23 protein-coding genes are annotated in these 23,243 nt (G+C 38.5%); 10 read left to right on the forward strand and 13 right to left on the reverse strand.

The window, feature by feature from the left end; translation table 11 throughout:
- Position 1 precedes the first annotated feature (1 nt).
- Together fabF and rnc are read left to right on the forward strand one after the other, a co-directional pair.
- Positions 2 to 1,255, forward strand: coding sequence for a beta-ketoacyl-ACP synthase II (gene fabF, locus HQN86_RS17770; protein ID WP_048908233.1), 1,254 nt, complete (start codon positions 2 to 4; stop codon positions 1,253 to 1,255).
- A 51-nt stretch (positions 1,256 to 1,306) separates the two neighbouring features.
- Entirely contained in the window at positions 1,307 to 2,035 is a 729-nt protein-coding gene (rnc, locus tag HQN86_RS17775) for a ribonuclease III (RefSeq protein WP_172662244.1), read from the forward strand.
- A gap of 9 nt (positions 2,036 to 2,044) precedes the next feature.
- Here rnc and HQN86_RS17780 read toward each other — a convergent pair whose 3' ends face one another.
- A complete protein-coding gene (locus HQN86_RS17780) occupies positions 2,045 to 2,710 on the reverse strand; it encodes a hypothetical protein (protein WP_246269683.1) in 666 nt (221 codons plus the stop codon).
- Positions 2,711 to 2,869: 159 nt separating this feature from the next.
- Between HQN86_RS17780 and HQN86_RS17785 the strand changes: the two genes are divergently transcribed.
- Genes HQN86_RS17785 through nadD form a run of 3 tightly spaced genes read left to right on the forward strand, consistent with a single transcriptional unit; the run spans position 2,870 to position 4,908 of the window.
- Positions 2,870 to 3,733, forward strand: coding sequence for a YicC/YloC family endoribonuclease (locus HQN86_RS17785; protein ID WP_172662430.1), 864 nt, complete (start codon positions 2,870 to 2,872; stop codon positions 3,731 to 3,733).
- 29 nt (positions 3,734 to 3,762) lie between these two features.
- Entirely contained in the window at positions 3,763 to 4,332 is a 570-nt protein-coding gene (gene gmk, locus HQN86_RS17790) for a guanylate kinase (protein ID WP_172662246.1), read from the forward strand.
- Between the two features lie 3 nt (positions 4,333 to 4,335).
- Complete coding sequence (gene nadD / locus HQN86_RS17795) at positions 4,336 to 4,908, forward strand: nicotinate (nicotinamide) nucleotide adenylyltransferase (RefSeq protein ID WP_172662247.1); 573 nt, start codon at positions 4,336 to 4,338, stop codon at positions 4,906 to 4,908.
- Here the strand turns inward: nadD and HQN86_RS17800 are convergent.
- Positions 4,905 to 5,618, reverse strand: a complete 714-nt coding sequence (locus tag HQN86_RS17800; protein WP_172662248.1) for an SAM-dependent methyltransferase — start codon at positions 5,616 to 5,618, stop codon at positions 4,905 to 4,907. The two genes, nadD and HQN86_RS17800, sit on opposite strands and share 4 nt — an antisense overlap.
- 298 nt (positions 5,619 to 5,916) lie before the next feature.
- Here HQN86_RS17800 and HQN86_RS17805 point away from each other — a divergent pair, with 298 nt between their 5' ends.
- Together HQN86_RS17805 and HQN86_RS17810 are read left to right on the forward strand one after the other, a co-directional pair.
- Complete coding sequence (locus HQN86_RS17805; protein WP_172662249.1) at positions 5,917 to 7,221, forward strand: DUF6600 domain-containing protein; 1,305 nt, start codon at positions 5,917 to 5,919, stop codon at positions 7,219 to 7,221.
- 117 nt (positions 7,222 to 7,338) lie between these two features.
- Complete coding sequence (locus HQN86_RS17810; RefSeq protein WP_172662250.1) at positions 7,339 to 8,919, forward strand: peptide chain release factor 3; 1,581 nt, start codon at positions 7,339 to 7,341, stop codon at positions 8,917 to 8,919.
- Between the two features lie 3 nt (positions 8,920 to 8,922).
- Here the strand turns inward: HQN86_RS17810 and HQN86_RS17815 are convergent, their stop codons facing one another.
- From HQN86_RS17815 to HQN86_RS17865, 11 genes are all read right to left on the reverse strand, one after another.
- The gene (locus HQN86_RS17815) at positions 8,923 to 10,176 is read right to left on the reverse strand and encodes a pyridoxal phosphate-dependent aminotransferase (protein ID WP_172662251.1); all 1,254 of its coding nucleotides are present in this window, start codon (positions 10,174 to 10,176) and stop codon (positions 8,923 to 8,925) included.
- Positions 10,177 to 10,196: 20 nt separating this feature from the next.
- On the reverse strand, positions 10,197 to 11,528 hold the full coding sequence (argH, locus tag HQN86_RS17820) for an argininosuccinate lyase (protein WP_172662252.1): 1,332 nt from the start codon (positions 11,526 to 11,528) through the stop codon (positions 10,197 to 10,199).
- 30 nt (positions 11,529 to 11,558) lie between these two features.
- Entirely contained in the window at positions 11,559 to 12,626 is a 1,068-nt protein-coding gene (locus tag HQN86_RS17825) for a M20 family metallo-hydrolase (protein WP_172662253.1), read from the reverse strand.
- Positions 12,627 to 12,632: 6 nt separating this feature from the next.
- The gene (proC, locus tag HQN86_RS17830; protein ID WP_172662254.1) at positions 12,633 to 13,451 is read right to left on the reverse strand and encodes a pyrroline-5-carboxylate reductase; all 819 of its coding nucleotides are present in this window, start codon (positions 13,449 to 13,451) and stop codon (positions 12,633 to 12,635) included.
- Positions 13,452 to 13,453: 2 nt separating this feature from the next.
- Positions 13,454 to 14,242 (reverse strand): acetylglutamate kinase, encoded by a 789-nt coding sequence (gene argB / locus HQN86_RS17835; protein ID WP_172662255.1) that lies wholly within the window; start codon positions 14,240 to 14,242, stop codon positions 13,454 to 13,456.
- A 15-nt stretch (positions 14,243 to 14,257) separates the two neighbouring features.
- A complete protein-coding gene (locus tag HQN86_RS17840) occupies positions 14,258 to 15,220 on the reverse strand; it encodes a Rossmann-fold NAD(P)-binding domain-containing protein (protein ID WP_172662256.1) in 963 nt (320 codons plus the stop codon).
- Positions 15,217 to 16,350 (reverse strand): aspartate aminotransferase family protein, encoded by a 1,134-nt coding sequence (locus HQN86_RS17845; RefSeq protein ID WP_172662257.1) that lies wholly within the window; start codon positions 16,348 to 16,350, stop codon positions 15,217 to 15,219. Before HQN86_RS17845 ends, HQN86_RS17840 begins: the two co-directional genes overlap by 4 nt.
- Before the next feature lie 121 nt (positions 16,351 to 16,471).
- The gene (argC, locus tag HQN86_RS17850; protein WP_172662258.1) at positions 16,472 to 17,443 is read right to left on the reverse strand and encodes an N-acetyl-gamma-glutamyl-phosphate reductase; all 972 of its coding nucleotides are present in this window, start codon (positions 17,441 to 17,443) and stop codon (positions 16,472 to 16,474) included.
- The gene (gene argG, locus HQN86_RS17855; RefSeq protein ID WP_048908220.1) at positions 17,433 to 18,626 is read right to left on the reverse strand and encodes an argininosuccinate synthase; all 1,194 of its coding nucleotides are present in this window, start codon (positions 18,624 to 18,626) and stop codon (positions 17,433 to 17,435) included. Before argG ends, argC begins: the two co-directional genes overlap by 11 nt.
- Before the next feature lie 11 nt (positions 18,627 to 18,637).
- Positions 18,638 to 19,342, reverse strand: a complete 705-nt coding sequence (locus tag HQN86_RS17860) for an N-acetyltransferase (RefSeq protein WP_048908219.1) — start codon at positions 19,340 to 19,342, stop codon at positions 18,638 to 18,640.
- Positions 19,343 to 19,689: 347 nt separating this feature from the next.
- Positions 19,690 to 20,892 carry an NAD(P)/FAD-dependent oxidoreductase gene (locus HQN86_RS17865; RefSeq protein ID WP_172662259.1) on the reverse strand — a complete coding sequence of 401 codons (1,203 nt, stop codon included), beginning with the start codon at positions 20,890 to 20,892 and terminating at the stop codon, positions 19,690 to 19,692.
- 111 nt (positions 20,893 to 21,003) lie between these two features.
- Between HQN86_RS17865 and HQN86_RS17870 the strand changes: the two genes are divergently transcribed.
- From HQN86_RS17870 to HQN86_RS17880, 3 genes are all read left to right on the forward strand, one after another.
- Entirely contained in the window at positions 21,004 to 22,152 is a 1,149-nt protein-coding gene (locus HQN86_RS17870) for a M28 family metallopeptidase (RefSeq protein WP_172662260.1), read from the forward strand.
- Positions 22,153 to 22,228: 76 nt separating this feature from the next.
- Entirely contained in the window at positions 22,229 to 22,534 is a 306-nt protein-coding gene (locus tag HQN86_RS17875) for a YbaB/EbfC family nucleoid-associated protein (RefSeq protein WP_048908217.1), read from the forward strand.
- Positions 22,534 to 23,211 (forward strand): metal-dependent hydrolase, encoded by a 678-nt coding sequence (locus tag HQN86_RS17880; protein ID WP_172662261.1) that lies wholly within the window; start codon positions 22,534 to 22,536, stop codon positions 23,209 to 23,211. The genes HQN86_RS17875 and HQN86_RS17880 overlap by 1 nt, the downstream gene beginning before the upstream one ends.
- Positions 23,212 to 23,243: the final 32 nt, after the last annotated feature.

The raw sequence follows: 23,243 nt of genomic DNA on the forward strand, positions 1-23,243 counted from the left end.
AATGGAAGTAAAAAGAGTAGTAGTTACAGGGTTGGGTGCGCTCACTCCTATTGGCAGTACAATCCCGGAATTCTGGGATGGCCTGTTAAATGGGGTGAGTGGCGCTGGCCCCATTACAGGTTTTGACACCTCAAAGTTCAAAACCAAATTTGCATGTGAGCTTAAAAACTTCAATCCAGAAGATTTTTTGGACAAAAAGGAAGCGCGCAAGCTAGATCCATTTGTTCAATATGCTTTAGTAGCCACAGATGAAGCTGTAAAGGATGGTAATTTCGATTTTTCACAAATCGACACCAACCGTGTTGGCGTAATTTGGGGCTCAGGCATTGGCGGCTTTAAAACATTTCAGGATGAAATGAAGAACTTCTTTTTAGGCGATGGTACTCCGCGCATGAATCCGTTCTTTATTCCGAAAGTAATAATTGACATTGTTCCTGGCCATATTTCTATAAAATATGGACTTAGGGGGCCTAATTTTGCTACAGTTTCTGCATGTGCTTCATCTACAAATGCAATGATCGATGCGTACAATTATATTCGTTTGAATATGTGCGATATCGTGATTAGCGGTGGATCTGAGGCAATCATTAACGAAGCAGGTATTGGTGGTTTTAATGCAATGCATGCCTTATCGACCAGAAATGATGATCCTCAAACAGCTTCAAGACCGTTTGATAAAGACCGGGATGGCTTTGTTGCCGGCGAAGGTGCAGGAACCATTATTTTGGAAGAACTGGAACATGCTAAGAAAAGAGGTGCTAAGATCTATGCCGAATTAGTTGGGGGTGGAATGAGTGCAGATGCTAACCATATTACAGCTCCACATCCGCAAGGACTAGGCGCAAAAATGGTAATGACAAACGCGCTTAAAGATGCTGGTTTAACTACTGCGGATATTGATTACATTAATGTTCATGGAACCTCAACTCCTTTGGGAGACATTTCTGAGACTAAAGCTATCGTTGATTTATTTGGAGAAGATGCTTATAAATTAAACATCAGCTCTACAAAATCTATGACAGGACATTTATTAGGTGCTGCAGGTGCCATAGAAGCAATTGCATCTATCCTTGCAGTAAAAAATGACATAGTACCTCCTACTATTAATCACTTTACTGATGACCCTGCGTTTGATCCGAAATTAAATTTCACATTTAATGTGGCACAAAAGAGACCTATCCGCGCCGCTTTAAGTAATACTTTTGGCTTCGGAGGTCACAATGCTTCTGTGATTTTTAAAAAATACGAAGAATAAAAAGCACTTTGCGGAGGCTATTGTTAGCCTCCTTTAATTTTGCAATAATTAATGCCATTATTTGACCTGTATAAGCTTTATCTATCATCCGATAAAGACTTTATAAAAAAGTTGAACAACATTTTAGGCTTTGTGCCTGGAAATACTGTTTTGTATAAAATGGCGTTCAGGCATAGGTCTGTGGCAAAAATCCTAAAAAACGGTAGTAGGAGTAGTAATGAACGTTTAGAATTTCTAGGCGATGCTATTTTAGGCTCTGTAATTGCCGAATTACTGTTTAAAAGCTATCCTTATAAAGAAGAAGGCTTTTTAACGGAAATGCGTTCAAAAATTGTGAATCGTGCCAACCTTAATCAGCTTGCCAGAAAAATGGGCTTTGATCAATTGATCGTTTTTGATCAAAAAGCTGTAAATATCCAAACCAAACATCATTCTATGTTGGGAGATGCATTTGAAGCGCTTGTAGGCGCCGTGTATCTTGATAAAGGCTATAATTTCACCAAAGACTTCCTACTTAAAAGAATAGTGAAACCGTACATCGATATTCACACCCTGGAGCTCACTGAAACTAATTTCAAGAGTAAATTGATTGAATGGTGCCAGCGTCATGGAAAAGATATATCTTTTGATATGGTTCAAAATAGCGAAGGCGAAAGCACAAAGTTATTTACAATACAGGCAGTTATTGAGGGTGAAAGCTTCGGTACGGGCAGGGATTACAATAAAAAGAATGCCGAAAAGCTTGCGGCAGAAAAAGCCTGCGAGGCCCTTTCTATTTAGAATTTTAGCTTATTTTTTTAAGGTGTCTGTATACGATTTATAAGACTCTTTTATGTATTTGACCGCGTCGTATTCTGTCCAGTTTTTGGCTTTCTCGTATTCTGGTCTATAATCAAGCATGTATTTTTCCAATGCTTCTCCTTTTAAATCGGTATTGTTCTGAATGATAACTTCATTAAAGAATCCATCGATTAAAGACTGTTGCATCTCCGTTTCATAATAACGTCCAAATCTTCTTGCATTTTTTGGCGTCCGGCCTAACAATTCATAAACAGCAGTAAGCGGTTTAAAAAGAAATGACAAAAGTGGAGGCTTTCCCTGATAGAATGAGCCTTTATTTTTAAAATCCCTCTTTATATCGTTCAATTCCTGTTTTTTGCTTTGCCCCGTAATGTTAACCTCTCTAAGCGTTCTTCCCCTATCTAAATAAACAATGAGGTCTTTACCCGCAGGCACAACAGCCTCGGCATCCGAATATTCAATTTTAATTACTAAAAGCGTATCGCCCTGTACGGCTCTGATCTGGAACAAACCAAAGTCGCTGCTTAAAACTGATAATCCTGTTCTTTTATTTATAATTTGTGCGGCTGCAACACGTGTAGAGGCTCCTTTTTCCATTACTGCTCCCTTAAGAACAAACTCTTGCTGAGCTGAAACAGAGGATATGGATGTCATAAAGAACAATAGGAATACTAAAATATTTAAATAACCAGGCCTTATCATCTAACGAATATTTTTTGTAAACTTAACCATTGTTTGCCAATGAACTAAGTTAAAAAAAGTTAAATGAGTTTGAAAAGGCAATAAATTATATCTTTGCACATGATAAAATCAATGACAGGGTATGGCCTGGCCTCTACTGACCACGAAAACGTAAAGTTTGCAGTAGAGATAAAATCTTTAAACAGTAAGTTCCTGGAACTGAATTTAAAACTACCCAGGGCTTTCTCGGATAAGGAGTTATTGCTGCGTAATATCTGCAGCAAAGAAATTGAACGTGGAAAAGTAAGCGTTTCTATAAACATAGAACGTAGTGAAGAAAACTTAAAAGGTGCAACTATTAATGCTGCCTTATTGAGCAAGTATTACAAACAGCTTGAAGAAATCAATATCCAGTTAGGGGCCAATTCTAACAACCTTTTACAGGCGGTTCTTAATTTCCCTGAGGTAATCAGTTATTCTGACGAAGATGTTAATGAAAATGACTGGGACATTTTAAACAATACGTTTATTAAGGCCCTTGAAAGTTTTAATCAATTCAGACTTGCCGAGGGTGTTGTTTTAAAGACTGATCTTGAATTGAGGATTAAAAATATTCTTCAGTTCTTTTCCGAAATTGAAGTTTTGGAACCGCTTAGAATTCCTCAGATCAGAAGCAGATTAAATCAGTTTCTTGAAGATAATGTGGGAAAGATAAACGTAGATCAGAACCGTTTAGAGCAAGAGTTAATCTATTATATTGATAAACTTGATATTACCGAAGAAAAGATTCGCCTAAGAAGTCATTGTGATTACTTTATTGAAACCTTAAAAAGCAAAGATGCAAATGGGAAAAAACTTGGTTTTATTTCTCAGGAAATAGGTAGAGAGATCAATACCATGGGTGCAAAGGCTAACGATGCGCAAATACAGCAGTTGGTTGTGGGTATGAAGGAAGAGCTCGAAAAAATAAAGGAACAACTATTAAATGTTTTGTAAGCCATTGGCTGAAAAACGACAACACAAAAATGAAACAAGGTAAACTTATCATATTTTCTGCACCATCGGGAGCCGGAAAAACAACAATTGTAAAACACTTACTTAAAAAATTTCCTTCACTAAGTTTTTCTATCTCTGCAACAACACGCCAGTTACGTGGAGATGAGAGAAATGACAAGGATTATTATTTTATCTCTAAAGAAGATTTTCTGCACAAAGTTGCTCATCAGGAATTTGTAGAATTTGAAGAAGTTTATAACGGTACTTTTTATGGCACTTTAAGGTCTGAAATTGAACGCATCTGGAATGATGGCAAACATGTGATATTTGACATTGATGTAGAGGGTGGATTGCGCCTAAAGCGCAAGTATGAAGATGATGCCTTAGCTATCTTTGTTCAACCGCCTTCTTTACAAGTGCTAAAAGAACGTTTGAGCGGCCGGGGTACTGATAGCGCCGAAAAACTACAGGAACGTTTTATAAAGGCTGAAAAAGAGCTTGGCTATGCAGATAAATTTGATGTTATCTTAAAAAACTACGAATTAGATACCGCATGTGCCGAAGCTGAAAAACTTGTTGGAGATTTTATCAATAGCTAAATCATGAAAACAGGGTTATTCTTTGGTTCATTTAACCCCATACATACCGGACATCTGGTAATTGCTAATTATATGGCAAGCTTTACGGGGCTAAAGGAAGTTTGGTTAGTGGTTTCGCCTCATAACCCACTGAAGAATAAAAACGGTCTGACTAATATGTATGACCGATTGGAGATGGCCAAGCTAGCGACCGAAAACTCAGAAAAAATCAGGGTTAGCGACATCGAATTTGCCCTTCCGCAACCTTCTTATACCATTGATACGTTGACTTATTTACAGGAAAAGTATCCTGGGAAAGAATTTGTATTAATAATGGGAGCAGATAATTTGGTTTCCCTTAAAAAATGGAAAAATTACGAGGTTCTTTTAAAGAACTATCAGATATATGTATATCCCAGACCTGGTATAGATATTGGTGAATGGGAAAATCACCCTTCAATTGTTATTACTGAAACTCCACAGATGGATATTTCATCTACTTTTATTCGCAAGGGGATTAAAGAGGGCAAAAATGTTCAATATTTTACCCCCGACAATGTTCTTGCTTTTATAGAAAGCAAAAATATGTATCGTTAAACCTGACGGTACAGCAAAAAGATTGTAGGCTTTTTATGTAAATCTATTCGTTCTTTCCTCCACAATGCAATTGGCATTGTTTTAATGTATTCTTCATCTGATGTAATATTGCTGGCAACACTAAGTAATGTTTGCGGTTGGCAACTCTTTAATACATCTTCAAATAAATGATTATTCCTGAAAGGCGTCTCTATAAAAATTTGGGTCTGTTTATTTTTATCTGCTAATTGTTCCAGTTCTTTAATTTTCTTCCCTCTTTCTACTTTATCAATTGGTAAATAGCCATGGAAAGTAAAACTTTGTCCGTTAAAGCCAGAGGCCATTAATGCCAGTAAAATAGAACTTGGACCAACAAGAGGAACTACTTTAATACCTCTTTTATGTGCTTCTGCAACTATATCAGCTCCCGGATCTGCAACACCAGGACACCCGGCTTCGCTCATTAAACCAACGTCTTTCCCTGTCATTAGTTCCTTAAAATATGGGACAAAGGAGTCGTTGCGTTTATGTTTACCATAATCATGAATTACAAGATCACTCTGAGGTACTTTTATTCCAGCTTCCTTCAAAAACTTACGCGCTGTTTTCTCATTTTCAACAATGTAGGTATTTATGGAATTGATGGTATCTACAAGAAAGCTTGTAAAAGATTTATGGGCTGCGTTTTCTGCCAGAGGTACTGGAATAAGAAATAAGGTGCCTTTTGTCATAGATTTTGTTTTGCTTACAAAAGAAGAAAATAATTTGCTGGAAAGCGCATTTGGTGAAGTAAATATTATAAGCAAAGGGTAATCTTCCATCTGAATATAGCCGCTTGCAAATTATTTTTCGTAATTTGTTTAAATGGAAAACCGATTATACATTGGCCTAAATAATACTTAAACCAATAAAATTACGCCATACCTCATAATCGTAATGTAATATTTCTTAAACAGATTAAACTTTTTAGATTATTTGGAACTCAAATTGATAGATAAAGATCGTTAGGTAAATTTAAACACACACACTATGAAAAACATCATCAAATTACCGGCTATTGTGCTGGGGCTTATGCTCCTCTTAACCGGGACCGCACAGCGGGTTATGGCACAAGACGAGGATATCTCCTTGCAATCTTTTTACGACGAATTATCGCCTTATGGCACTTGGATTCAGGATTCTCAATATGGCTATGTTTGGCGACCAGATGTAGAACAAGCAGACTTCAGACCGTATTATTCGAATGGCCGATGGGTTATGACAGAATATGGTAACACATGGGTTTCTGATTACGACTGGGGATGGGCTCCTTTCCATTATGGAAGATGGGTTTATAACCGCTACAGCCAATGGGTATGGATTCCCGATACCGTATGGGGTCCGGCATGGGTAAGCTGGAGAAGCGGTGGCGGCTATTATGGATGGGCTCCTATGGGTCCTGGCATGAATATTAATGTTAACATCAATATTCCGGATCTTTGGTGGGTATTTGTTCCTCAAAGAAATATCTATTATAGCAACTTCCCACGTTACTATTCGCGTAGAAACGTAACTATCATTCACAATACAACTATCATCAATAATGTTTATTCAAGAAACAGCCGTAATTATTATACTGGCCCAAGGGCAGATGACATCAGACGCTCGACCAGACAGGCAGTTCCTGTTTATAACATAGATAGAAGCAGCAGACCCGGCAGAAGTAGTATTAGCGGAAACAAAGTTGAAATCTACAGGCCAAATGGCAGAAGTAGCAGAGAAACTAATGCCGGAAATGTAGCTCCAAGAAATCCGGTTCGTGGCGAAGGGTATGCAAGTCCTAGAACTGACCGCAGCAGCAATGATAGAAGTAATGTTGATGGAAGAGTAACTAATGGTAGGGTATCAAGAGATGGTAGCCAACCAACTGCCAACAGAACAAATGAGGGCACAAGAGTAAACAGCCGTCCTGAAAGAGTACAGCAAGAAAACACTTCTCCTTCTCAAAGACCTGCTCGTTCCACAAGAGAGAATCAGGCTCAACCGAGACAGGAAGCTCAACCTCAGCAACAAAGACAGGAGCCGGTTCAACAGCCAAGACAAGAAAGGATTCAGTCGCAACCTAGACAAGAAGCGCAGCCTAGGCAAGAGCCGGTTCAACAACCTAGGCAAGAAAGACCTCAGCCTAGACAAGAACAACCTAGGCAAGAACAGACCAGACCTCAGCCTCAACCTCAAAGATCTGAAAGGGTTGAGCAAAGCAGGCCTTCCAGAGGATCTGAAAGCCGAGGAAATGGGGGCGGCGGAAGAGAAAATAACTCCTCTTCAAGATCATCCAGAAGCGGAAGAGGCTAGATAAATGTTATAAAGAAAAGCCGGCATAAATGTGCCGGCTTTTCCTTTTACACATTCCACACTTTTTTTTCCTTATCTTTGCAGCCTTTTATCAAGCACAACACGCTTAAACTCTTTATGATTAACCCGGAAATAGAAAAACGAAAAACATTTGCCATTATCAGTCACCCCGATGCAGGTAAAACTACATTAACAGAGAAATTTTTACTTTTTGGAGGGGCTATTAATACTGCCGGGGCAGTTAAACGGAATAAAGCAAATCAAAGCAATACCTCCGATTTTATGGAAATAGAAAAGCAACGTGGAATATCCGTAGCTACTTCTGTAATGGGATTTGAGTATAGCAACAAGCGCATCAATATATTAGATACCCCTGGTCACAAAGACTTTGCTGAGGATACTTATCGTACCCTATCGGCAGTTGACAGTGTTATTCTGGTAGTAGACTGTGTAAAGGGTGTTGAAGAGCAAACTGAAAAGTTAATGGCTGTGTGCCGGATGCGTAATACCCCTGTGATCATCTTTATTAATAAGATGGATCGTGAGGGTAAGGATGCATTTGATCTGCTTGATGAAATTGAGAATAAACTTAACATCAGCTTATGCCCTCTTTCCTGGCCTATTGGGCAAGGACATACTTTTAAAGGGGTTTATAGCATTTACAATAATCACCTGAACCTATTTGAACCAGATAAGACTAAGATTAGCGAGCCTGTTATTGAAGTAAGCGATCTGAACGATGAAAACCTGGGTAAGTTTTTAAAGCCGAAGGAGCTTGATGGCTTAAAAGGTGACTTAGAACTGGTAGAAGGCGTTTATGGTAAGCTTGACAAAAGCATGTACACCGAAGGTTTGCTTGCTCCTGTATTTTTTGGAAGTGCTATTAACAACTTTGGTATAAAAGAGCTTTTAGACACTTTTGTTCAGATTGCCCCAAGCCCTAGAAGCCGGGAAGCTGAACAGCGTGAGGTTCTGGTTAATGAAAAGAACTTTTCAGGCTTTGTTTTTAAGATCCATGCTAACTTAGACCCTAAACACCGTGACCGTATTGCCTTTTTAAGAATATGTTCAGGAAAATTTGAGCGTAATAAATTTTACTTCCATACCAGACAAGGTAAAAAACTAAAATTCTCTAACCCAATGGACTTTATGGCCAATGAGAAGAGCATTGTAGAAGAGGCTTGGCCAGGTGATGTTGTAGGATTATATGATAGTGGCAATTTCAAAATTGGCGATACCCTTACAGAAGGAGAACAATTGCAGTTTAAGGGCATTCCCAGCTTCTCTCCTGAAATATTTAAGGAAGTTGAGAATAGAGACCCTCTGCGCACTAAACAGCTGGAAAAAGGCATACAACAGCTTACCGAAGAAGGCGTTGCTCAGCTATTTATACAACAGCCTGGAAACAGAAAAATAATAGGTGCTGTTGGAGAGCTTCAATTTGAAGTTATTGCCTTCAGACTTGAGCATGAATATGGTGCTAAAGCATATTTCAGAACCTTAAGCTATGGCAGATCAAACTGGGTAACATCTAAAGACAAGAAGAAATTAGAGGAGTTCCTAAAACGTAAGCAACAGCATATTGGTCAAGATAAAGATGGCAACCCCGTTTTCCTTGCAGATAATGAATTCATGATCAATATGACCATGAGGGATTATCCGGATATCGAATTTCACAAAACTTCGGAATTCAAATAGCTTTTATTTTAACTTTCCTAGCGCGGCTTTAATTCTCGGTAACATATCTTTAATATCCTGCAAAGAGCATCCACCAACAGAAGCTCTGAACCAGGCCATTGATTCGTCGTTTCCAAAAGCCGAAAAAGGGACCAGCGCTGCCTGAGCTTCTTTAATTAAGTAGAAATTTACGTCTGCACTGTTTTTAATCAAGTCTCCGGATGGTGTTGTTTTACCTATGTAATCGATTTTAAGCGTCAAATAAATAGCTCCCATCGGAATTACAGAATCCACATTAAAGCCTTCTGATTTTAATTGCTGAAAGCCATTATGAAGCTCATCCAGACTTATTTGAACTTGCTCTTTAAACGAGCCCAGGAAAAGATCAACAAGATTGTTGTTTTTAAAGTACTTAGCTACCGCTACTTGCTCTGCCTTAGGTGCCCATGCACCAATATGACCTAACAATGCCTTCATTTTACTGATAATAACTTCCGGACCAAAAGCCCATCCTACCCTAACACCTGTGGCAGAAAGGCATTTAGAAATTCCATCTATATAGATTACATACCCTTTTAGTTCTGGACGTAAACTTACCGGATTAACATGTGTGCGGCCAAAGGTTAGTAAAGAGTAGATCTGGTCGTATAGGATATATAGGGGCTTTTCGTTTGCTCCTCTTGATTTGTTTTCTTCAATCACCACTTCACAGATCTCTTCAAGCTGCTCCTGAGTAAACATTGTACCGGTAGGATTTAATGGAGAACAGAGCGCAAGTAACGTTGCTCCTTTTAAATGTGGCCTTAACTGATCTGCAGTGGGCATAAAGTTATTCTCTACCGTAGTTACTACAGCTATACCTTTTGCTGATGAAAGGTGACAATAATGATTATTATTCCATGATGGTGCAGGATAAATCACCTTATCGCCAGGATCAATTAAAGCGAGGTAAGTGGCATAGATCAAGGGTCTTGAACCTCCTGCAATTAAAATATCAGATACAGCATAGTTCAATGAATACCTGTCCTTTAAAATGTCTACTACCGTTTCGCGAAGGGGTAAGATACCATCAGCAGGCGGATAATTGGTATGGTTATGATGGTAAGCATCAATAATCTCGTCTTTAAGTTCAGCAGGGATTGGAAAAATCGAAGGATCAAAATCTCCAATGGTCAGGTTTGCAATCTGCGCTCCTTTTCGCTTCATATCATTAACCTCGTTACCAATTTTAATGATTTCAGAGCCTATAAGGGTGTTTGCTAATACTGATACATTCATTTCTTATGCTTTATTTATAGTTAAGATAGCAATTGCTGAATAGCTTCTTTGGTTTTTTCAAATTTAAACTGAGACAGGATCTCGTCCATCATGTCTTCAATATCACTATTGCATAGGTTGCCAATGCTTCCCTCATGAGTATGGTGTATTTCTGTGCCAGGTATAAATGTTCCGTTCTCTATTGACTCACCTACGATTTTATAGGCCTCTCTGAAAGGAGTCCCTTTTAATGCCAATTCATTTACCACTTCTACACTAAACAAGTATGCATACTTTTTATCAGCCAATATATTGTCTTTAACAGTGATGTTTTGCAACATGAAAGTGGTCATCTCCAAACACTCGTTTAATGAGGTAATTGCAGGAAATAGATTTTCCTTTAATAATTGAAGATCTCTATGGTATCCCGAAGGAAGATTGGTGATCATCATAGCAATTTCGTTTGGCAAAGCCTGTATCTTATTGCAGCGAGAACGAATCAGTTCAAACACATCAGGGTTTTTCTTATGAGGCATGATGCTAGATCCGGTGGTTAGTTCATCAGGGAAGCTAATGAAACCAAAGTTCTGGTTAATGAATAAGCAAACATCCATAGCCATTTTAGCTAATGATGCTGCTACAGATGACATGGCCTGTGCCAGAATGCGTTCAGTTTTCCCTCTACCCATTTGAGCGTACACTACATTATAATTTAGCCTTTCGAAGCCTAATAATTCAGTAGTCATTGTTCTGTTTAATGGGAAAGAAGAACCATATCCTGCTGCAGATCCTAAAGGGTTTTTATTACAGATCTTCCATGCCGCCAGCATTAATTCCATATCATCAACCAAGCTTTCAGCATATGCGCCAAACCACAATCCAAAAGAAGATGGCATTGCTATCTGCAAGTGGGTATAACCTGGTAAAAGTTTATCTTTATGCGTGTTGCTTAATTCCAGTAGCTGGCCAAATAAAACAGAAGTGTTGCCAACCATTTCTTCGATGCAGCTTCTAAAGAAAAGTTTAAGATCAACTAAGACCTGGTCATTACGAGATCTACCGCTATGGATCTTTTTACCCGCATCTCCAATTCGTTGGGTAAGCAGCCATTCTACCTGAGAATGTACATCTTCTACCGTATCATCAATAGTAAATTTACCGGCTTCAATATCGGCATAGATATTTTTAAGTTCTTTTTGAATTGCCTTAAGCTCATCCGCGGTAAGTAATCCTATACTTTCAAGCATTTCAACATGTGCAAGGGAACCAAGCACATCAAAAGCAGCCATTTGCAAATCCAATTCCCTGTCTTTACCGACGGTAAAGGTTTCAATATCTTTATTTACGTTTACGTTTTTTTGCCAGATCTTCATTATAATCTATTATAGATACCAAAAATACAATTATTTGCCCTTTATTACCGGCTTAAGCATTTCAATATAAAGCTCAATCCCCTCGGCAATCTCGTTTACATAAACGTATTCATCAGCCATATGAGAACGTGCTGAATCGCCAGGACCAACCTTTACTGAAGGGATACTCAACAAAGCCTGATCTGAAGTTGTTGGAGATCCGTAAGTTGTTCTTCCAAGTGCAATGCCCGACTGAACCAACGGATGTTCTTTATCTATTGATGATGGTTTTAATCTTATAGATCTTGGAGTTACTTCACAATCTACATTGGTACGGATAATTTTTAATACCTCTTCATTGGTATAGGCATCTGTTACGCGGACATCTACAGTAAAAGTACATGTAGCCGGAACAACATTATGCTGAGAGCCGGCATTGATGATTGTAACCGACATTTTTAACGGACCAAATACCTCAGAGATTTTAGAAAAGCGGTAGTTTCTGAACCACTCAATATCTTTAAGGGCTTTATAAATTGCATTGTCTCCTTCCTCACGTGCAGCATGTCCCGCTTTTCCCGTTGAAGTACAGTCTAATACTAACAACCCACGTTCAGCAATTGCAAGATTCATTTGCGTAGGCTCCCCTACTATCGCAAATTCCAGTTCACCTAAATCAGGGAGTACACATTCCAAACCGTTGTTACCTGAAATTTCTTCTTCGGCCGTTGTAGCCAAACAAATGTTATAGCTCAATTCTTCCTGATTATAAAAGTAGAGAAATGTTGCAATAAGCGATACCAGGCATCCTCCTGCATCATTACTTCCCAACCCGTATAATTTGCCGTCTTCAATAGCTGCATCATAAGGATCACGCGTATAGCCTGAATTTGGCTTTACGGTATCATGATGAGAATTTAAAAGCAAGGTAGGTTTACGCTTATCAAAGTGCTTATTATATGCCCAGATGTTATTAAGCTTCCGGTAAGTTTTTATATCACGTTGCTGCAAAAACTGTTCAATCGCATCAGCCGTCTTATCTTCCTCTTTACTAAAAGACTGAATGCCTATTAGCTCTTTTAACAATTCTAAACTATCTTTTTGCAGTTGTTCTATCATAAGTAATTATTCTTTAGTGTATAAAGCCCCGGCTTTGATTGCCGATAACTTAATACCTTTAATTAAAGATGAGCTGAAGCCATTATGCTCCATCTCGTTTAATCCTGCTATTGTACACCCTTTAGGGGAAGTAACTTTATCGATTTCCTGTTCAGGGTGTGACTGCATTTGCAATAGCAGATCCGCAGCACCTTTTGCCGTTTGCACAGCCATTTTTAATGCTTCATCGGCATGGAAGCCAATTTCCACTCCACCCTGTGAAGCTGCTCTTATTGCACGTAAGAAAAAGGCAATTCCACAGGCACATAGTGCAGTTGCAGAAGTCATCAGGTCCTCGTTAATTTTAACAACAGCCCCAACAGTTTCAAACATTCTAACGACCTCATCTACGTTCTCTTTAGACGCATTATCGGTGGCCACACAAGTCATGGATTGGCCTATAGCTATAGCTGTATTTGGCATTGCCCTTACAACCTGTACAGCATCTCCCAGTTTATTTCTGATATCAATACAGCTTACACCTGATGCAACAGAAATGAAAACCTGTTTCTTTGGATCAACAGCTGGGCGTATTTGATCTAATAATTGATTCAATTGCTGAGGCAAAACCGCCAGAACAATAATATCAGCCGCAGCAACTACGGCAGCATTTTCGCCGCTAACCATAAATCCCTGATCAGAAAATGCAGTTAAATTAGAAACATTGCGCCTAGTCAAAGTAATCTGACCGGGTTCTGCATAACTCGCCTTAACTAGCCCTTTGGCTAAAGAGACACCAATATTTCCGCTTCCTAAAATGGCAATACTGCCTTTAAACTGGTTCATAATTATCTGATTAATCGGGTTCCGAAATTCTGTTGATCTATTTGTGGCAATTCATCTGCTTTGCCAATATATACTGCACTAACTCCACTTTTTATAGCTTCAAAAGCATTATGTAATTTAGGTATCATTCCGCCCGAAACTACGCCTTCATTTTTCAGGGTTTCAAATTCACCCATTCTAATCACCGGTACTAAAGACTGGTCATCATCAATATCCCTCATTACTCCGCGCTTTTCGAAACAGTAAATTAAAGACGTATCATAAAGGGAAGACATAGCAACAGCAACTGCAGATGCAATCGTATCTGCATTGGTATTTAGCAATTGTGAAGCACCATCATGGGTTATCGCACACAATACAGGAACCAGGCCAGCCTTTAGCAGGCTATCTAAAGTATCTGAGGAAACGGAAGTCTCATCAAGATCTCCAACAAAACCATAATCAATATCCTTTACAGGTCTTTTAACAGCTTTTATTATGTTTCCGTCTGCGCCGGTTAAGCCAATAGCATTGCTGCCCTTAGCCTGTAACTGGGCAACCATATTCTTATTAATCAATCCGGCATAAACCATGGTAACTATCCGAAGCGTTTCTATATCAGTTATACGCCTTCCTTCTACCATTTTGGCCTCTACGCCCAATGAAACCCCCAGTTCAGTTGCAATTTTACCGCCGCCATGAATTAAAATCTTATCTCCGGGAAGCGCTGTAAAATCAAGCAAAAACTGATGTAGTTTTTCTGAATTATCTATAACATTCCCGCCGATTTTAATTACACTGAGTTTCTTCATATGGTTACCAGATTATTATAATTTTTCTAACATTTGTTTTAATACGGCCTGTGCTGCCCATAAACGATTTCCCGCTTCATGGATAACCAACGAGTTAGGGCCATCCAATATTTCAGAAGAGAGTTCAAGGTCTCTGCGAACAGGCAGGCAATGCATTACTTTTGCATTATTTGTGCCTACTAATTTCTCATTATTAAGCATCCATCCTTCCGGATAGGTAAGTACTTTTCCGTACTCCTTAAAGCTAGACCAATTTTTAACATAAATATAATCCGCCCCTTTTAATGCTTCATCTAAACTATGTGTAATGGTTGCACCAGGAGTAAAATCTTCACTTAATTCATATCCTTTTGGCTGAGCAATGGTAAAATCAAGCATTCCATCCACTTGAGCCTTACACATCCATTCTGCAAATGAGTTAGGAACTGCCTGAGGCAAGGCCTTAATGTGGGGTGCCCATGCTAGTACCACTTTTGGTCTAGCTGCACCACCCCAGGTCTCTTTAATTGTAACAAGATCAGCTAAACTTTGTAAAGGGTGACGGGTAGCACTTTCTAAACTGACTACAGGAACATTACAATATTTAATGAATTTATTAAAAAAGTCCTCATTATAATCTTCATCTCTGTTTATCAGCTTAGGAAAAGAACGCAAGCCTAAAATGTCGCAATATTGCCCCATTACAGCTGCTGCCTCACGAATATGTTCAACAGTAGTTCCGTTCATTACCACACCATCTTGTGTTTCTAATGCCCAGCCCTCTTTATCCATATTCATCACCATCACATTCATACCAAGGTTTAGTGCAGCCTTTTGAGTACTCAAACGCGTGCGCAAACTTGGATTTAGAAAAACCAGACCAAGAGTCTTATTCTTTCCTAAATGCTGATGCGAATAAGGGTTTTCCTTTAGTGCCAATGCGTCTTTAACCAATTGGCCGATGTCTTGTACATCATTTACTGAGGTGAATTGGTTCATCCTTTTAAAGCAATTTTAAATTCTTTCAAAAATTGATCTGCTTGATCCTTAGTTAAATTTAATGCAGGCAAAAGTCTAATTACGTTAGGCTTAGCTTCACCTGTAAATATTTTATGTTTAAATAAAAGCTCTTTTTTAACGTGTGAAAGGCTTTCAGGAAGGTCTATGCCTATCATTAAACCACGTCCACGTACTTCCTTTACTTCTTCAATTTTCTTTAATTCCTCGATCAGGTAGCTTCCTACTGTTTCGGCGTTTTTCAATAAATCATTTTGTTCAATGATCTCAAGAACAGCCAAAGCAGCTGCGCAAGCAAGGTGGTTACCGCCAAAAGTAGTACCCAGCATACCATGCCAAGGCTTAAATTTTGGTGCAATAGAAATTCCGGCTACAGGGAAACCGTTGCCCATTCCTTTTGCCATAGTGTAAACATCAGCGTTAACACCGGCATAATCATGAGAATAGAACATTCCTGTTCTGCCATAGCCACACTGAACACTGTCTGCTATGTAAACCGAATTATACTGATCACAAAGGAAACGGATCTTTTGTAAAAAGCTTATCGAAGCTTCTTTTATACCGCCAACACCTTGAATCCCTTCAATAATTACAGCTGCAATATCATTTCCAAATTCAGCAAATGCCTGCTCCAGGGCAGCTGTATCATTATGAGGAAGAAAAACAATATTATCGGTTTCATTTACTGGAGCAATAATTTTAGGGTTATCAGTAGCCGAAACTGCTAAAGATGTTCTACCATGAAATGCGCCTTTAAAGGCAATTATTTTCTTTCTGCCATTGTAAAAAGAAGCTAATTTTAAAGCATTTTCATTAGCCTCTGCACCAGAGTTACACAAAAACAATTGATAGTCTGTTTTTCCGGAAACCTTTCCTAATTGTTCAGCTAACTGCACTTGTAAAGGAATCTTAACAGAATTAGAATAAAAACCAACCTTATTAAGCTGGTCGGTTAAACGCTGCACATAGTGCGGATGGGTATGGCCTATTGAAATAACAGCATGTCCGCCATAAAGGTCCAGATATTCTTGTCCTTCAGCATCCCAAACGGTACTGCCTTGTGCTTTTACTATTTCTATATTATTTAATGGATATACGTCGAATAAGTTCATTTTTTTAGATTTTTGCTCCGCGTCATCCTGAATTTATTTCAGGATCTCGAAGTAGCATGGGTTAAATGGTTAAATGGAAATCCGGGATCCTGAAATAAATTCAGGATGACGAAACAACAAATTAAAATGCAGCTGCTTTTAGCCGGAGTCCAGTACCTTCTTCTAATCCAAATATCAAATTCATATTTTGTACTGCCTGCCCACTTGCTCCTTTTAACAAATTATCTATTATACTTACAATAAAGAGTTTATTGCCATGTTTTTCTACATGCACTAATCCTTTATTTGTATTTACCACCTGTTTTAAATCAATATTTCTTTTACTTACATGAGTAAAAGGATGTGATGCATAAAAATCTTCATAGATACGCTGTGCCTCCTCTGCAGTCAAATCACTCTCAAGATACATTGCTGCCAAAATACCTCTTGTAAAATCACCACGTTGCGGAATAAAGTTTAAAACTTCATTAAAACCGGGCTCAAGTTGTTTCAAACTCTCTCCTATCTCATTAAGATGCTGATGTTCAAAAGCTTTGTATACTGATAAGTTGTTATTGCGCCAGCTAAAATGAGAGGTTGAAGCCAAGCTTTGTCCAGCTCCGGTTGATCCTGTTGTTGCGTTGATATGCACTTCGCTTTTCAACAAACCCTTTGATGCCAAAGGCAGTAGTCCCAACTGAATACAAGTTGCAAAACAACCCGGATTAGCAATATAACTTGCCTTCTGTATTGCTTCACGATTTAATTCCGGTAAGCCATACACCCATTTATTTCCGGCATTCACTTTTAGTCTGAAATCCTGACTCAAGTCAATTATCTTAATGCTGCTATCAATAACGTTTGCAGCTAAAAATTTCTTAGCATCACCGTGTCCTACACAAAGAAACAAAACATCAATATCCGACGATAATTCATCTGTAAAGCGCAAGTCAGTATCGCCAAATAAATCTGTATGCACATCCGAAATATGGTTTCCGGCATTACTGTTACTATTTACGAATACAATATCAACAATTGGATGGTTCACAAGAATACGAAGCATCTCGCCACCTGTATATCCTGCACCGCCAACTATACCTGCTCTAATCTTCATGACTGTTTACTTTATGCCAGATCATTACCTGGTTACCAAAAATCTTTGAGAAGCCTTTAACATCTTCGCCACTCCATGCGTTGTTCATTTCGCCATAGCTACCGAATTTATTGCTCATCAAATCGTGTTCTGATTCAATTCCGATAATATTGAAACGATAAGGCAACAACTCAACAAACACATTTCCGCTAACTGTTTTCTGTGTATCGGTTAAAAAAGCCTCAATGTTTCGCATAATAGGGTCGTGGAATTGACCTTCATGTAACCAGTTACCATAGAAAGACGACAGTTGTTCTTTCCATGAAAGCTGCCATTTTGTTAGAGTATGTTTTTCTAGCGTATGGTGAGCTTTAATGATCACCATTGGCGCCGCAGCTTCAAAACCCACACGTCCTTTAATTCCTATAATTGTATCACCTACATGGATATCTCTGCCAATACCATAAGGCTGAGCTATTGCCTGTAATTTCTGAATTGCTCTAACCGGCTCAAAAGTTTCGCCATCAATAGCTACCAGTTCACCCTTAGTAAAAGTTAAAGTTAATTTGCGAGGTGTTGTTACGGAAACCTGAGTTGGCCATGCTTCTTCTGGCAACGTCTCATTAGAGGTTAAAGTTTCTTTTCCTCCTACAGATGTTCCCCATAAACCTTTATTAATAGAATATCTTGCTTTTTCAGCGCTATAATGAACACCATGGTTGCTCAAATACTCTATTTCCGCTTCGCGTGACAGCTTTAAATCCCTGATAGGAGTAATAATCTCTACATTCGGAATGATGATATTAAAGATCATATCAAAACGAACCTGATCATTACCTGCACCTGTACTTCCGTGAGCTACGTAATCAGCACCTATTTTCTTAACATAATTTGCAATTGCAGTAGCCTGACTTACACGTTCTGCACTTACCGATAATGGATAAGTTGCATTTTTTAACACATTCCCGAAAACCAAATATTTAATACAGCTGTCATAATAGTTTGTCGTTTCGTCAACCACAGCATGAGAAGCTACACCTAAAGCATAAGCACGTTTTTCTATTTCCTCTAATTCTTCATCAGAAAAACCACCAGTATTTACAATAACAGAATGCACTTCTAATCCGCGATCCTGGGCTAAATAAATACAGCAAAATGAGGTATCCAAACCTCCGCTAAACGCTAAAACAACTTTCTTCTTCATCTTTATAACAGCTATTTAAATAAAACGGTAAACATTAAAAACAGAGATTTTAAACCTCCTTTATTTTCGGGTTTTGAACTAAGTACCAAGCGTTGCTTAATGCGCATAAAACGCTCGTAAAGCTTAGGCTTCTTGTGCAATTCCTCTGCAAATTTCTTGGCAACATCATGTTTTTGTTCTACAGGATCATACAGCATTGCAGTACACATGCAATTTTTGCGTTCCTTCATCTTTAGAATTTCGAAGTTCACACAACTTTGACAGCCTTTCCAAAATTCCTCATCCTGAGTAAGCTCTGAATAAGTTACAGGTTCATAACCAAGATCAGAATTGATTTTCATTACAGCCAATCCTGTAGTTAAACCAAAAATCTTTGCTTTAGGATATTTTTGTCTCGAAAGCGCAAAAATCTTCTCTTTAATAGCATGAGCAAGTCCCGCTTTTCTGTATTTAGGACTAACTATTAAACCTGAATTGGCTACAAATTGTCCATGTGTCCAGGTTTCTATATAGCAAAACCCAGCCCATGAGCCATCCTTATGGAAAGCAATTACAGACTTCCCGTCTAAAATTTTATTTGCTACGTACTCCGGAGAGCGTTTAGCGATACCTGTACCTCGAGCTTTTGCCGATTCTGCCATTTCTTCGCAAATTTCTTCTGCAAAGACACGATGTTCAGGAAGTGCAACTTGCACTATAAAATCGTTTATATTCATTAATATGATAACGAAAAAAAATAAATGTTCTGATTAATTGTTTTTTGAGAGGCAATCCTCTGTGGAAATGCGTAGAGACATTACGCAGAGATTTACTCAAATCCGCGGCGTATAATTTTGCCGGTTAGTGGTTACAAAAAAAACGGGTCGCAAACGTTCAATAAACAAACTTCTGGAAGCAATATTTTTTGCTTCTACAATAGAAAGTTTATGGGTCGCGTGCTTAATCATTTTCTGTGTATAATAATTCTTTGAATGAGTTGAGGCGCAAAGGTTTAAATAAATATCGAGTTGTGCAATACGTTTTTAATTTTTTTACATTTTTATAATGAAAATCTGCACTTAATTTAACGTCCAAATCTGAAGAAATGAGACAGAATATTTGGCCTTCCCTCCATTATCTCAATAATCATATCCATTCCCATTACCGAAAAAGTAATTCCATTACCCCCAAAACCGAGCAAAAAGTGGCTTTTAGGGTATTTAGGGTGCATTCCTATGTATGGTAACCCATCTTTTGTTTCACCAAAAGTACCAGCCCAGCAAAAGTCCTCAACGAATGAACTATTGGGTAAATATTTTTTTAACGTTTTTTCCAATCTTTCTTTTTTTCTGCTCAAAAGCAGATCTCTTCGAATTGCATTTTTAAAATTTTCATCTTCACCGCCAACAAGAAATCTTCCATCAGCCGTTGTCCGCATATATAAATATGGAGAATCTGTATTCCAAAACAAGGTTCTTTCGTAAATCTCAGGATGTAAATCCTGTCTTTCACTAACCATTGCATAGGTACTTTTCAATTGCACCACCTTATCAGAAAGCATATTTTGAGTTTCATATCCTGTGCAATAAATAATATGTTTTGCAGCTATTTCAGCTCCAGTATTTAATTGAACCTTTACGGCATCCTTTTCGTATTTTACTTTTTTCAATTCAGTTTTATCAAACACCTTTAACCCTCTTTCTGAATTATAGCGCAGCAAATCGTGGGTCAAACAAAAAGCATCCACACTACCCCCATCTGCAGAAAGAATTGCTCCTTCGGCCACAATGCCATATGTAGCCTTTATTTCTTTTTTGTCTAGCCAGTTCACCTCAATACCAGCCATTTTGCGGGCTTCATACTCCTGCTTTAGCCATTTAACATCCTTACTTTTCCCTGCAAAATAAAGGGATTCCTTTTTTTCAAATCCACATGATGAATCAATCTCTTTTACCAGATTCTCCAGTTTATAAATAGAATCTCTGCAAGCAAGGTAGCTCGCAATGGCACCGTGCTCTCCTATCAATTCTTTTAATTTATATAGTGGTACATCAATTTCATATTGAAGCATGGAGGTAGTTGCCGAAGTACTGCCATTAGCAATTTCTCTTTTATCAATCAATATCGTCTTATAACCTTTAGCTATGCAGGCATGCGCCATTAAAGCCCCGGTAATCCCTCCGCCAACAATCAGCACTTCACAGTTCGCATCTGCCCTTAAAGAGGGGTAGGAGTGCATTATTCCATTTTTTACCAGCCAAAACGGCTCATTTGAGCGAACATCCATAAATTTCAATTAATCAAACTATAACAATCTTGTTTGATATGTGTTTTAGATTCGCAAAATTTAAACTTTATGTAAGTTTAACCATATATTGAATTTTCCTTTGGGGTTATTATGAAAACGCATTTCTTAATATTATTTCTTTTTATCGCAGGACCTGCGCTTTCGCAGGACATTCACTATGCCCACGAAATGGTAAAGGAGCTCAGCTCAAAAGAACTTTGGGGCAGAGGGTATACCAATAATGGAATGGCAAAGGCTGCAGATTTGATTTGCTCAGCATTTAAAGCTTACGGGCTTAGCCCGATGAACGGAACGGATTTTAAACAAGCATTCTCTTTTCCTGTAAACACCTTTCCTGGAAAAATGCAGGTTACCATTAATGGCAAGAAACTTAGTCCTGGTAAAGATTTTATTGTAATGCCCCAAAGTATCGGAAAAATAGCCAAAGGAAAGTTTGAACAAAAAGACAGCATTACGTTTGCCGATTCAAGCGAGCGCGTAATTGCCATACTTAAGGATAAACTCACCTGGTCTGTTGCTCCTGAGCAAGGCGACTTCACCGGCATAGAAATAAAAAAAAACGCCATCAAAGGCCTTCCTCTTAACTTTCAAATCAACGTTGAAAACTCGTTTATCCCCGAATTTAATACGGCCAATATCTGTGGAGTAGTAAAAGGAACTACAAAACCCGATTCCGTATTGGTTATAACGGCTCATTACGATCATTTAGGTGGTATGGGTAACAAAACCTATTTCCCCGGGGCCAACGACAATGCCAGTGGCATTTCTTTTTTACTATCTCTGGCAAAATACTACGCCGCCAATCCACAACCTTACACAATGGCGTTTATTTGTTTTGCCGGAGAAGAGGCGGGATTACTTGGATCCAAATACTTTACAGAGTACCCATTGCTTGCGCTCCAAAAAATCAGGTTTCTAATTAATGTTGATATGGTAGGAACAGGAGAAACAGGCATTACCGTTGTAAATGCAACAATCCACCAAAAGGAATTTTCATTATTAAATCAACTCAACGATAAAAACAAATACCTGAAAAAGATCAATTCAAGGGGCAAGGCGGCAAATAGCGATCACTACTTTTTCACTGAGAAAGATGTTCCTGCCTTTTTTATTTACACTACCGGAGGCATCAGTGCGTATCATGATATTTACGACCGGTCTAAAACCCTTCCATTAACAGAATATCAGGATTTATTTAAGCTCTTTGTCGACTTCAATGCGGCATTAATGAATAAATAACCCATGTTTTTCATTTTATTGGCTTTACTTTAAACCAAATTCCTTTAATTTCGTTTTATAATAAAAACAACAACTTATGTTTGATAAATTAATGGCAGCCCAGCAGAAGGCTGACGAAATAAAAAAAAGACTAGATACGATCTCTGTTTTTGGAGAAGTTGAAGGTGGTGCAATACGCGTTACTGCAACGGCAAACAAAGCGATCACAGCAGTTGAGATCAGCGAAGAATTCCATAAGCAGGCCGACAGAGAAGAACTTGAAGAATTACTATTGACAGCTATTAATAAAGCCTTAACACAAGCAGATCAGGTTAGTGCGACAGAAATGCAGGCAGCGACTAAAGATATGTTTGGCGGATTAGGCGGAATGTTTGGACAATAATGAAATATACATATTATGGCCAATCCTGCTTCCTGCTAGAAGCCGATGGCAAAAAGTTTCTTTTCGACCCTTTTATCACACATAATCCGCTCGCTAAGCATATAGATATTAAAAGTATAGAGGCTGATTATATCCTGGTAAGTCATGGCCATGGCGATCACGTTGCCGATCTCGTGGAAATTGCAAACCAAACCAATGCACTTGTTATTGCGATAGCAGAAGTTGCTGATTGGGCCGGCAAGCAGGGGATAAAAAATGTACATGGAATGAACTTTGGAAGCCAAAACTTTGATTTTGGAAAGCTAAGAATGGTGTGGGCTACACATTCAGCAGCTCTACCCGACGGTACCTGCGGCGGAAATCCGGCAGGTTATGTACTGGAACTTGAAAATAAAACCATTTATTTTGCAGGAGATACCGCACTAACGATGGAAATGAAACTTCTTGCTGAGCTTTATAACCTAAGTTATGCAATCCTGCCAATTGGAGGTAACTATACAATGGATGTTGATGATGCCATTATCGCTACAAAATATATTGATTGCAACACCGTGATTGGTGTGCACTACAACACCTTCCCTGTAATAGAAATTGATACAGAAGAAGCCTTAGCTAAATTTAAAAGAGAAAATAAAGTTCTATTATTGCCGGCAATTGGCGAAACCATTGAGCTTTAAAATAAAAAGCCTCGTTATGAAAATTCAAAACG

Origin of the sequence: Pedobacter panaciterrae, assembly GCF_013204795.1 — a bacterium.
GTDB classification, from domain to species: Bacteria; Bacteroidota; Bacteroidia; order Sphingobacteriales; family Sphingobacteriaceae; genus Pedobacter; species Pedobacter panaciterrae.

What these genes read in the sequence shown, in the direction of transcription:
- fabF (WP_048908233.1), top strand. Translation starts at nt 2, where the DNA reads ATGGAAGTAAAAAGAGTAGTAGTTACAGGGTTGGGTGCGCTCACTCCT.
- rnc (WP_172662244.1), top strand. Translation starts at nt 1,307, where the DNA reads ATGCCATTATTTGACCTGTATAAGCTTTATCTATCATCCGATAAAGAC.
- HQN86_RS17780 (WP_246269683.1), bottom strand. Translation starts at nt 2,710, where the DNA reads ATGACATCCATATCCTCTGTTTCAGCTCAGCAAGAGTTTGTTCTTAAG.
- HQN86_RS17785 (WP_172662430.1), top strand. Translation starts at nt 2,870, where the DNA reads ATGACAGGGTATGGCCTGGCCTCTACTGACCACGAAAACGTAAAGTTT.
- gmk (WP_172662246.1), top strand. Translation starts at nt 3,763, where the DNA reads ATGAAACAAGGTAAACTTATCATATTTTCTGCACCATCGGGAGCCGGA.
- nadD (WP_172662247.1), top strand. Translation starts at nt 4,336, where the DNA reads ATGAAAACAGGGTTATTCTTTGGTTCATTTAACCCCATACATACCGGA.
- HQN86_RS17800 (WP_172662248.1), bottom strand. Translation starts at nt 5,618, where the DNA reads ATGACAAAAGGCACCTTATTTCTTATTCCAGTACCTCTGGCAGAAAAC.
- HQN86_RS17805 (WP_172662249.1), top strand. Translation starts at nt 5,917, where the DNA reads ATGAAAAACATCATCAAATTACCGGCTATTGTGCTGGGGCTTATGCTC.
- HQN86_RS17810 (WP_172662250.1), top strand. Translation starts at nt 7,339, where the DNA reads ATGATTAACCCGGAAATAGAAAAACGAAAAACATTTGCCATTATCAGT.
- HQN86_RS17815 (WP_172662251.1), bottom strand. Translation starts at nt 10,176, where the DNA reads ATGAATGTATCAGTATTAGCAAACACCCTTATAGGCTCTGAAATCATT.
- argH (WP_172662252.1), bottom strand. Translation starts at nt 11,528, where the DNA reads ATGAAGATCTGGCAAAAAAACGTAAACGTAAATAAAGATATTGAAACC.
- HQN86_RS17825 (WP_172662253.1), bottom strand. Translation starts at nt 12,626, where the DNA reads ATGATAGAACAACTGCAAAAAGATAGTTTAGAATTGTTAAAAGAGCTA.
- proC (WP_172662254.1), bottom strand. Translation starts at nt 13,451, where the DNA reads ATGAACCAGTTTAAAGGCAGTATTGCCATTTTAGGAAGCGGAAATATT.
- argB (WP_172662255.1), bottom strand. Translation starts at nt 14,242, where the DNA reads ATGAAGAAACTCAGTGTAATTAAAATCGGCGGGAATGTTATAGATAAT.
- HQN86_RS17840 (WP_172662256.1), bottom strand. Translation starts at nt 15,220, where the DNA reads ATGAACCAATTCACCTCAGTAAATGATGTACAAGACATCGGCCAATTG.
- HQN86_RS17845 (WP_172662257.1), bottom strand. Translation starts at nt 16,350, where the DNA reads ATGAACTTATTCGACGTATATCCATTAAATAATATAGAAATAGTAAAA.
- argC (WP_172662258.1), bottom strand. Translation starts at nt 17,443, where the DNA reads ATGAAGATTAGAGCAGGTATAGTTGGCGGTGCAGGATATACAGGTGGC.
- argG (WP_048908220.1), bottom strand. Translation starts at nt 18,626, where the DNA reads ATGAAGAAGAAAGTTGTTTTAGCGTTTAGCGGAGGTTTGGATACCTCA.
- HQN86_RS17860 (WP_048908219.1), bottom strand. Translation starts at nt 19,342, where the DNA reads ATGAATATAAACGATTTTATAGTGCAAGTTGCACTTCCTGAACATCGT.
- HQN86_RS17865 (WP_172662259.1), bottom strand. Translation starts at nt 20,892, where the DNA reads ATGGATGTTCGCTCAAATGAGCCGTTTTGGCTGGTAAAAAATGGAATA.
- HQN86_RS17870 (WP_172662260.1), top strand. Translation starts at nt 21,004, where the DNA reads ATGAAAACGCATTTCTTAATATTATTTCTTTTTATCGCAGGACCTGCG.
- HQN86_RS17875 (WP_048908217.1), top strand. Translation starts at nt 22,229, where the DNA reads ATGTTTGATAAATTAATGGCAGCCCAGCAGAAGGCTGACGAAATAAAA.
- HQN86_RS17880 (WP_172662261.1), top strand. Translation starts at nt 22,534, where the DNA reads ATGAAATATACATATTATGGCCAATCCTGCTTCCTGCTAGAAGCCGAT.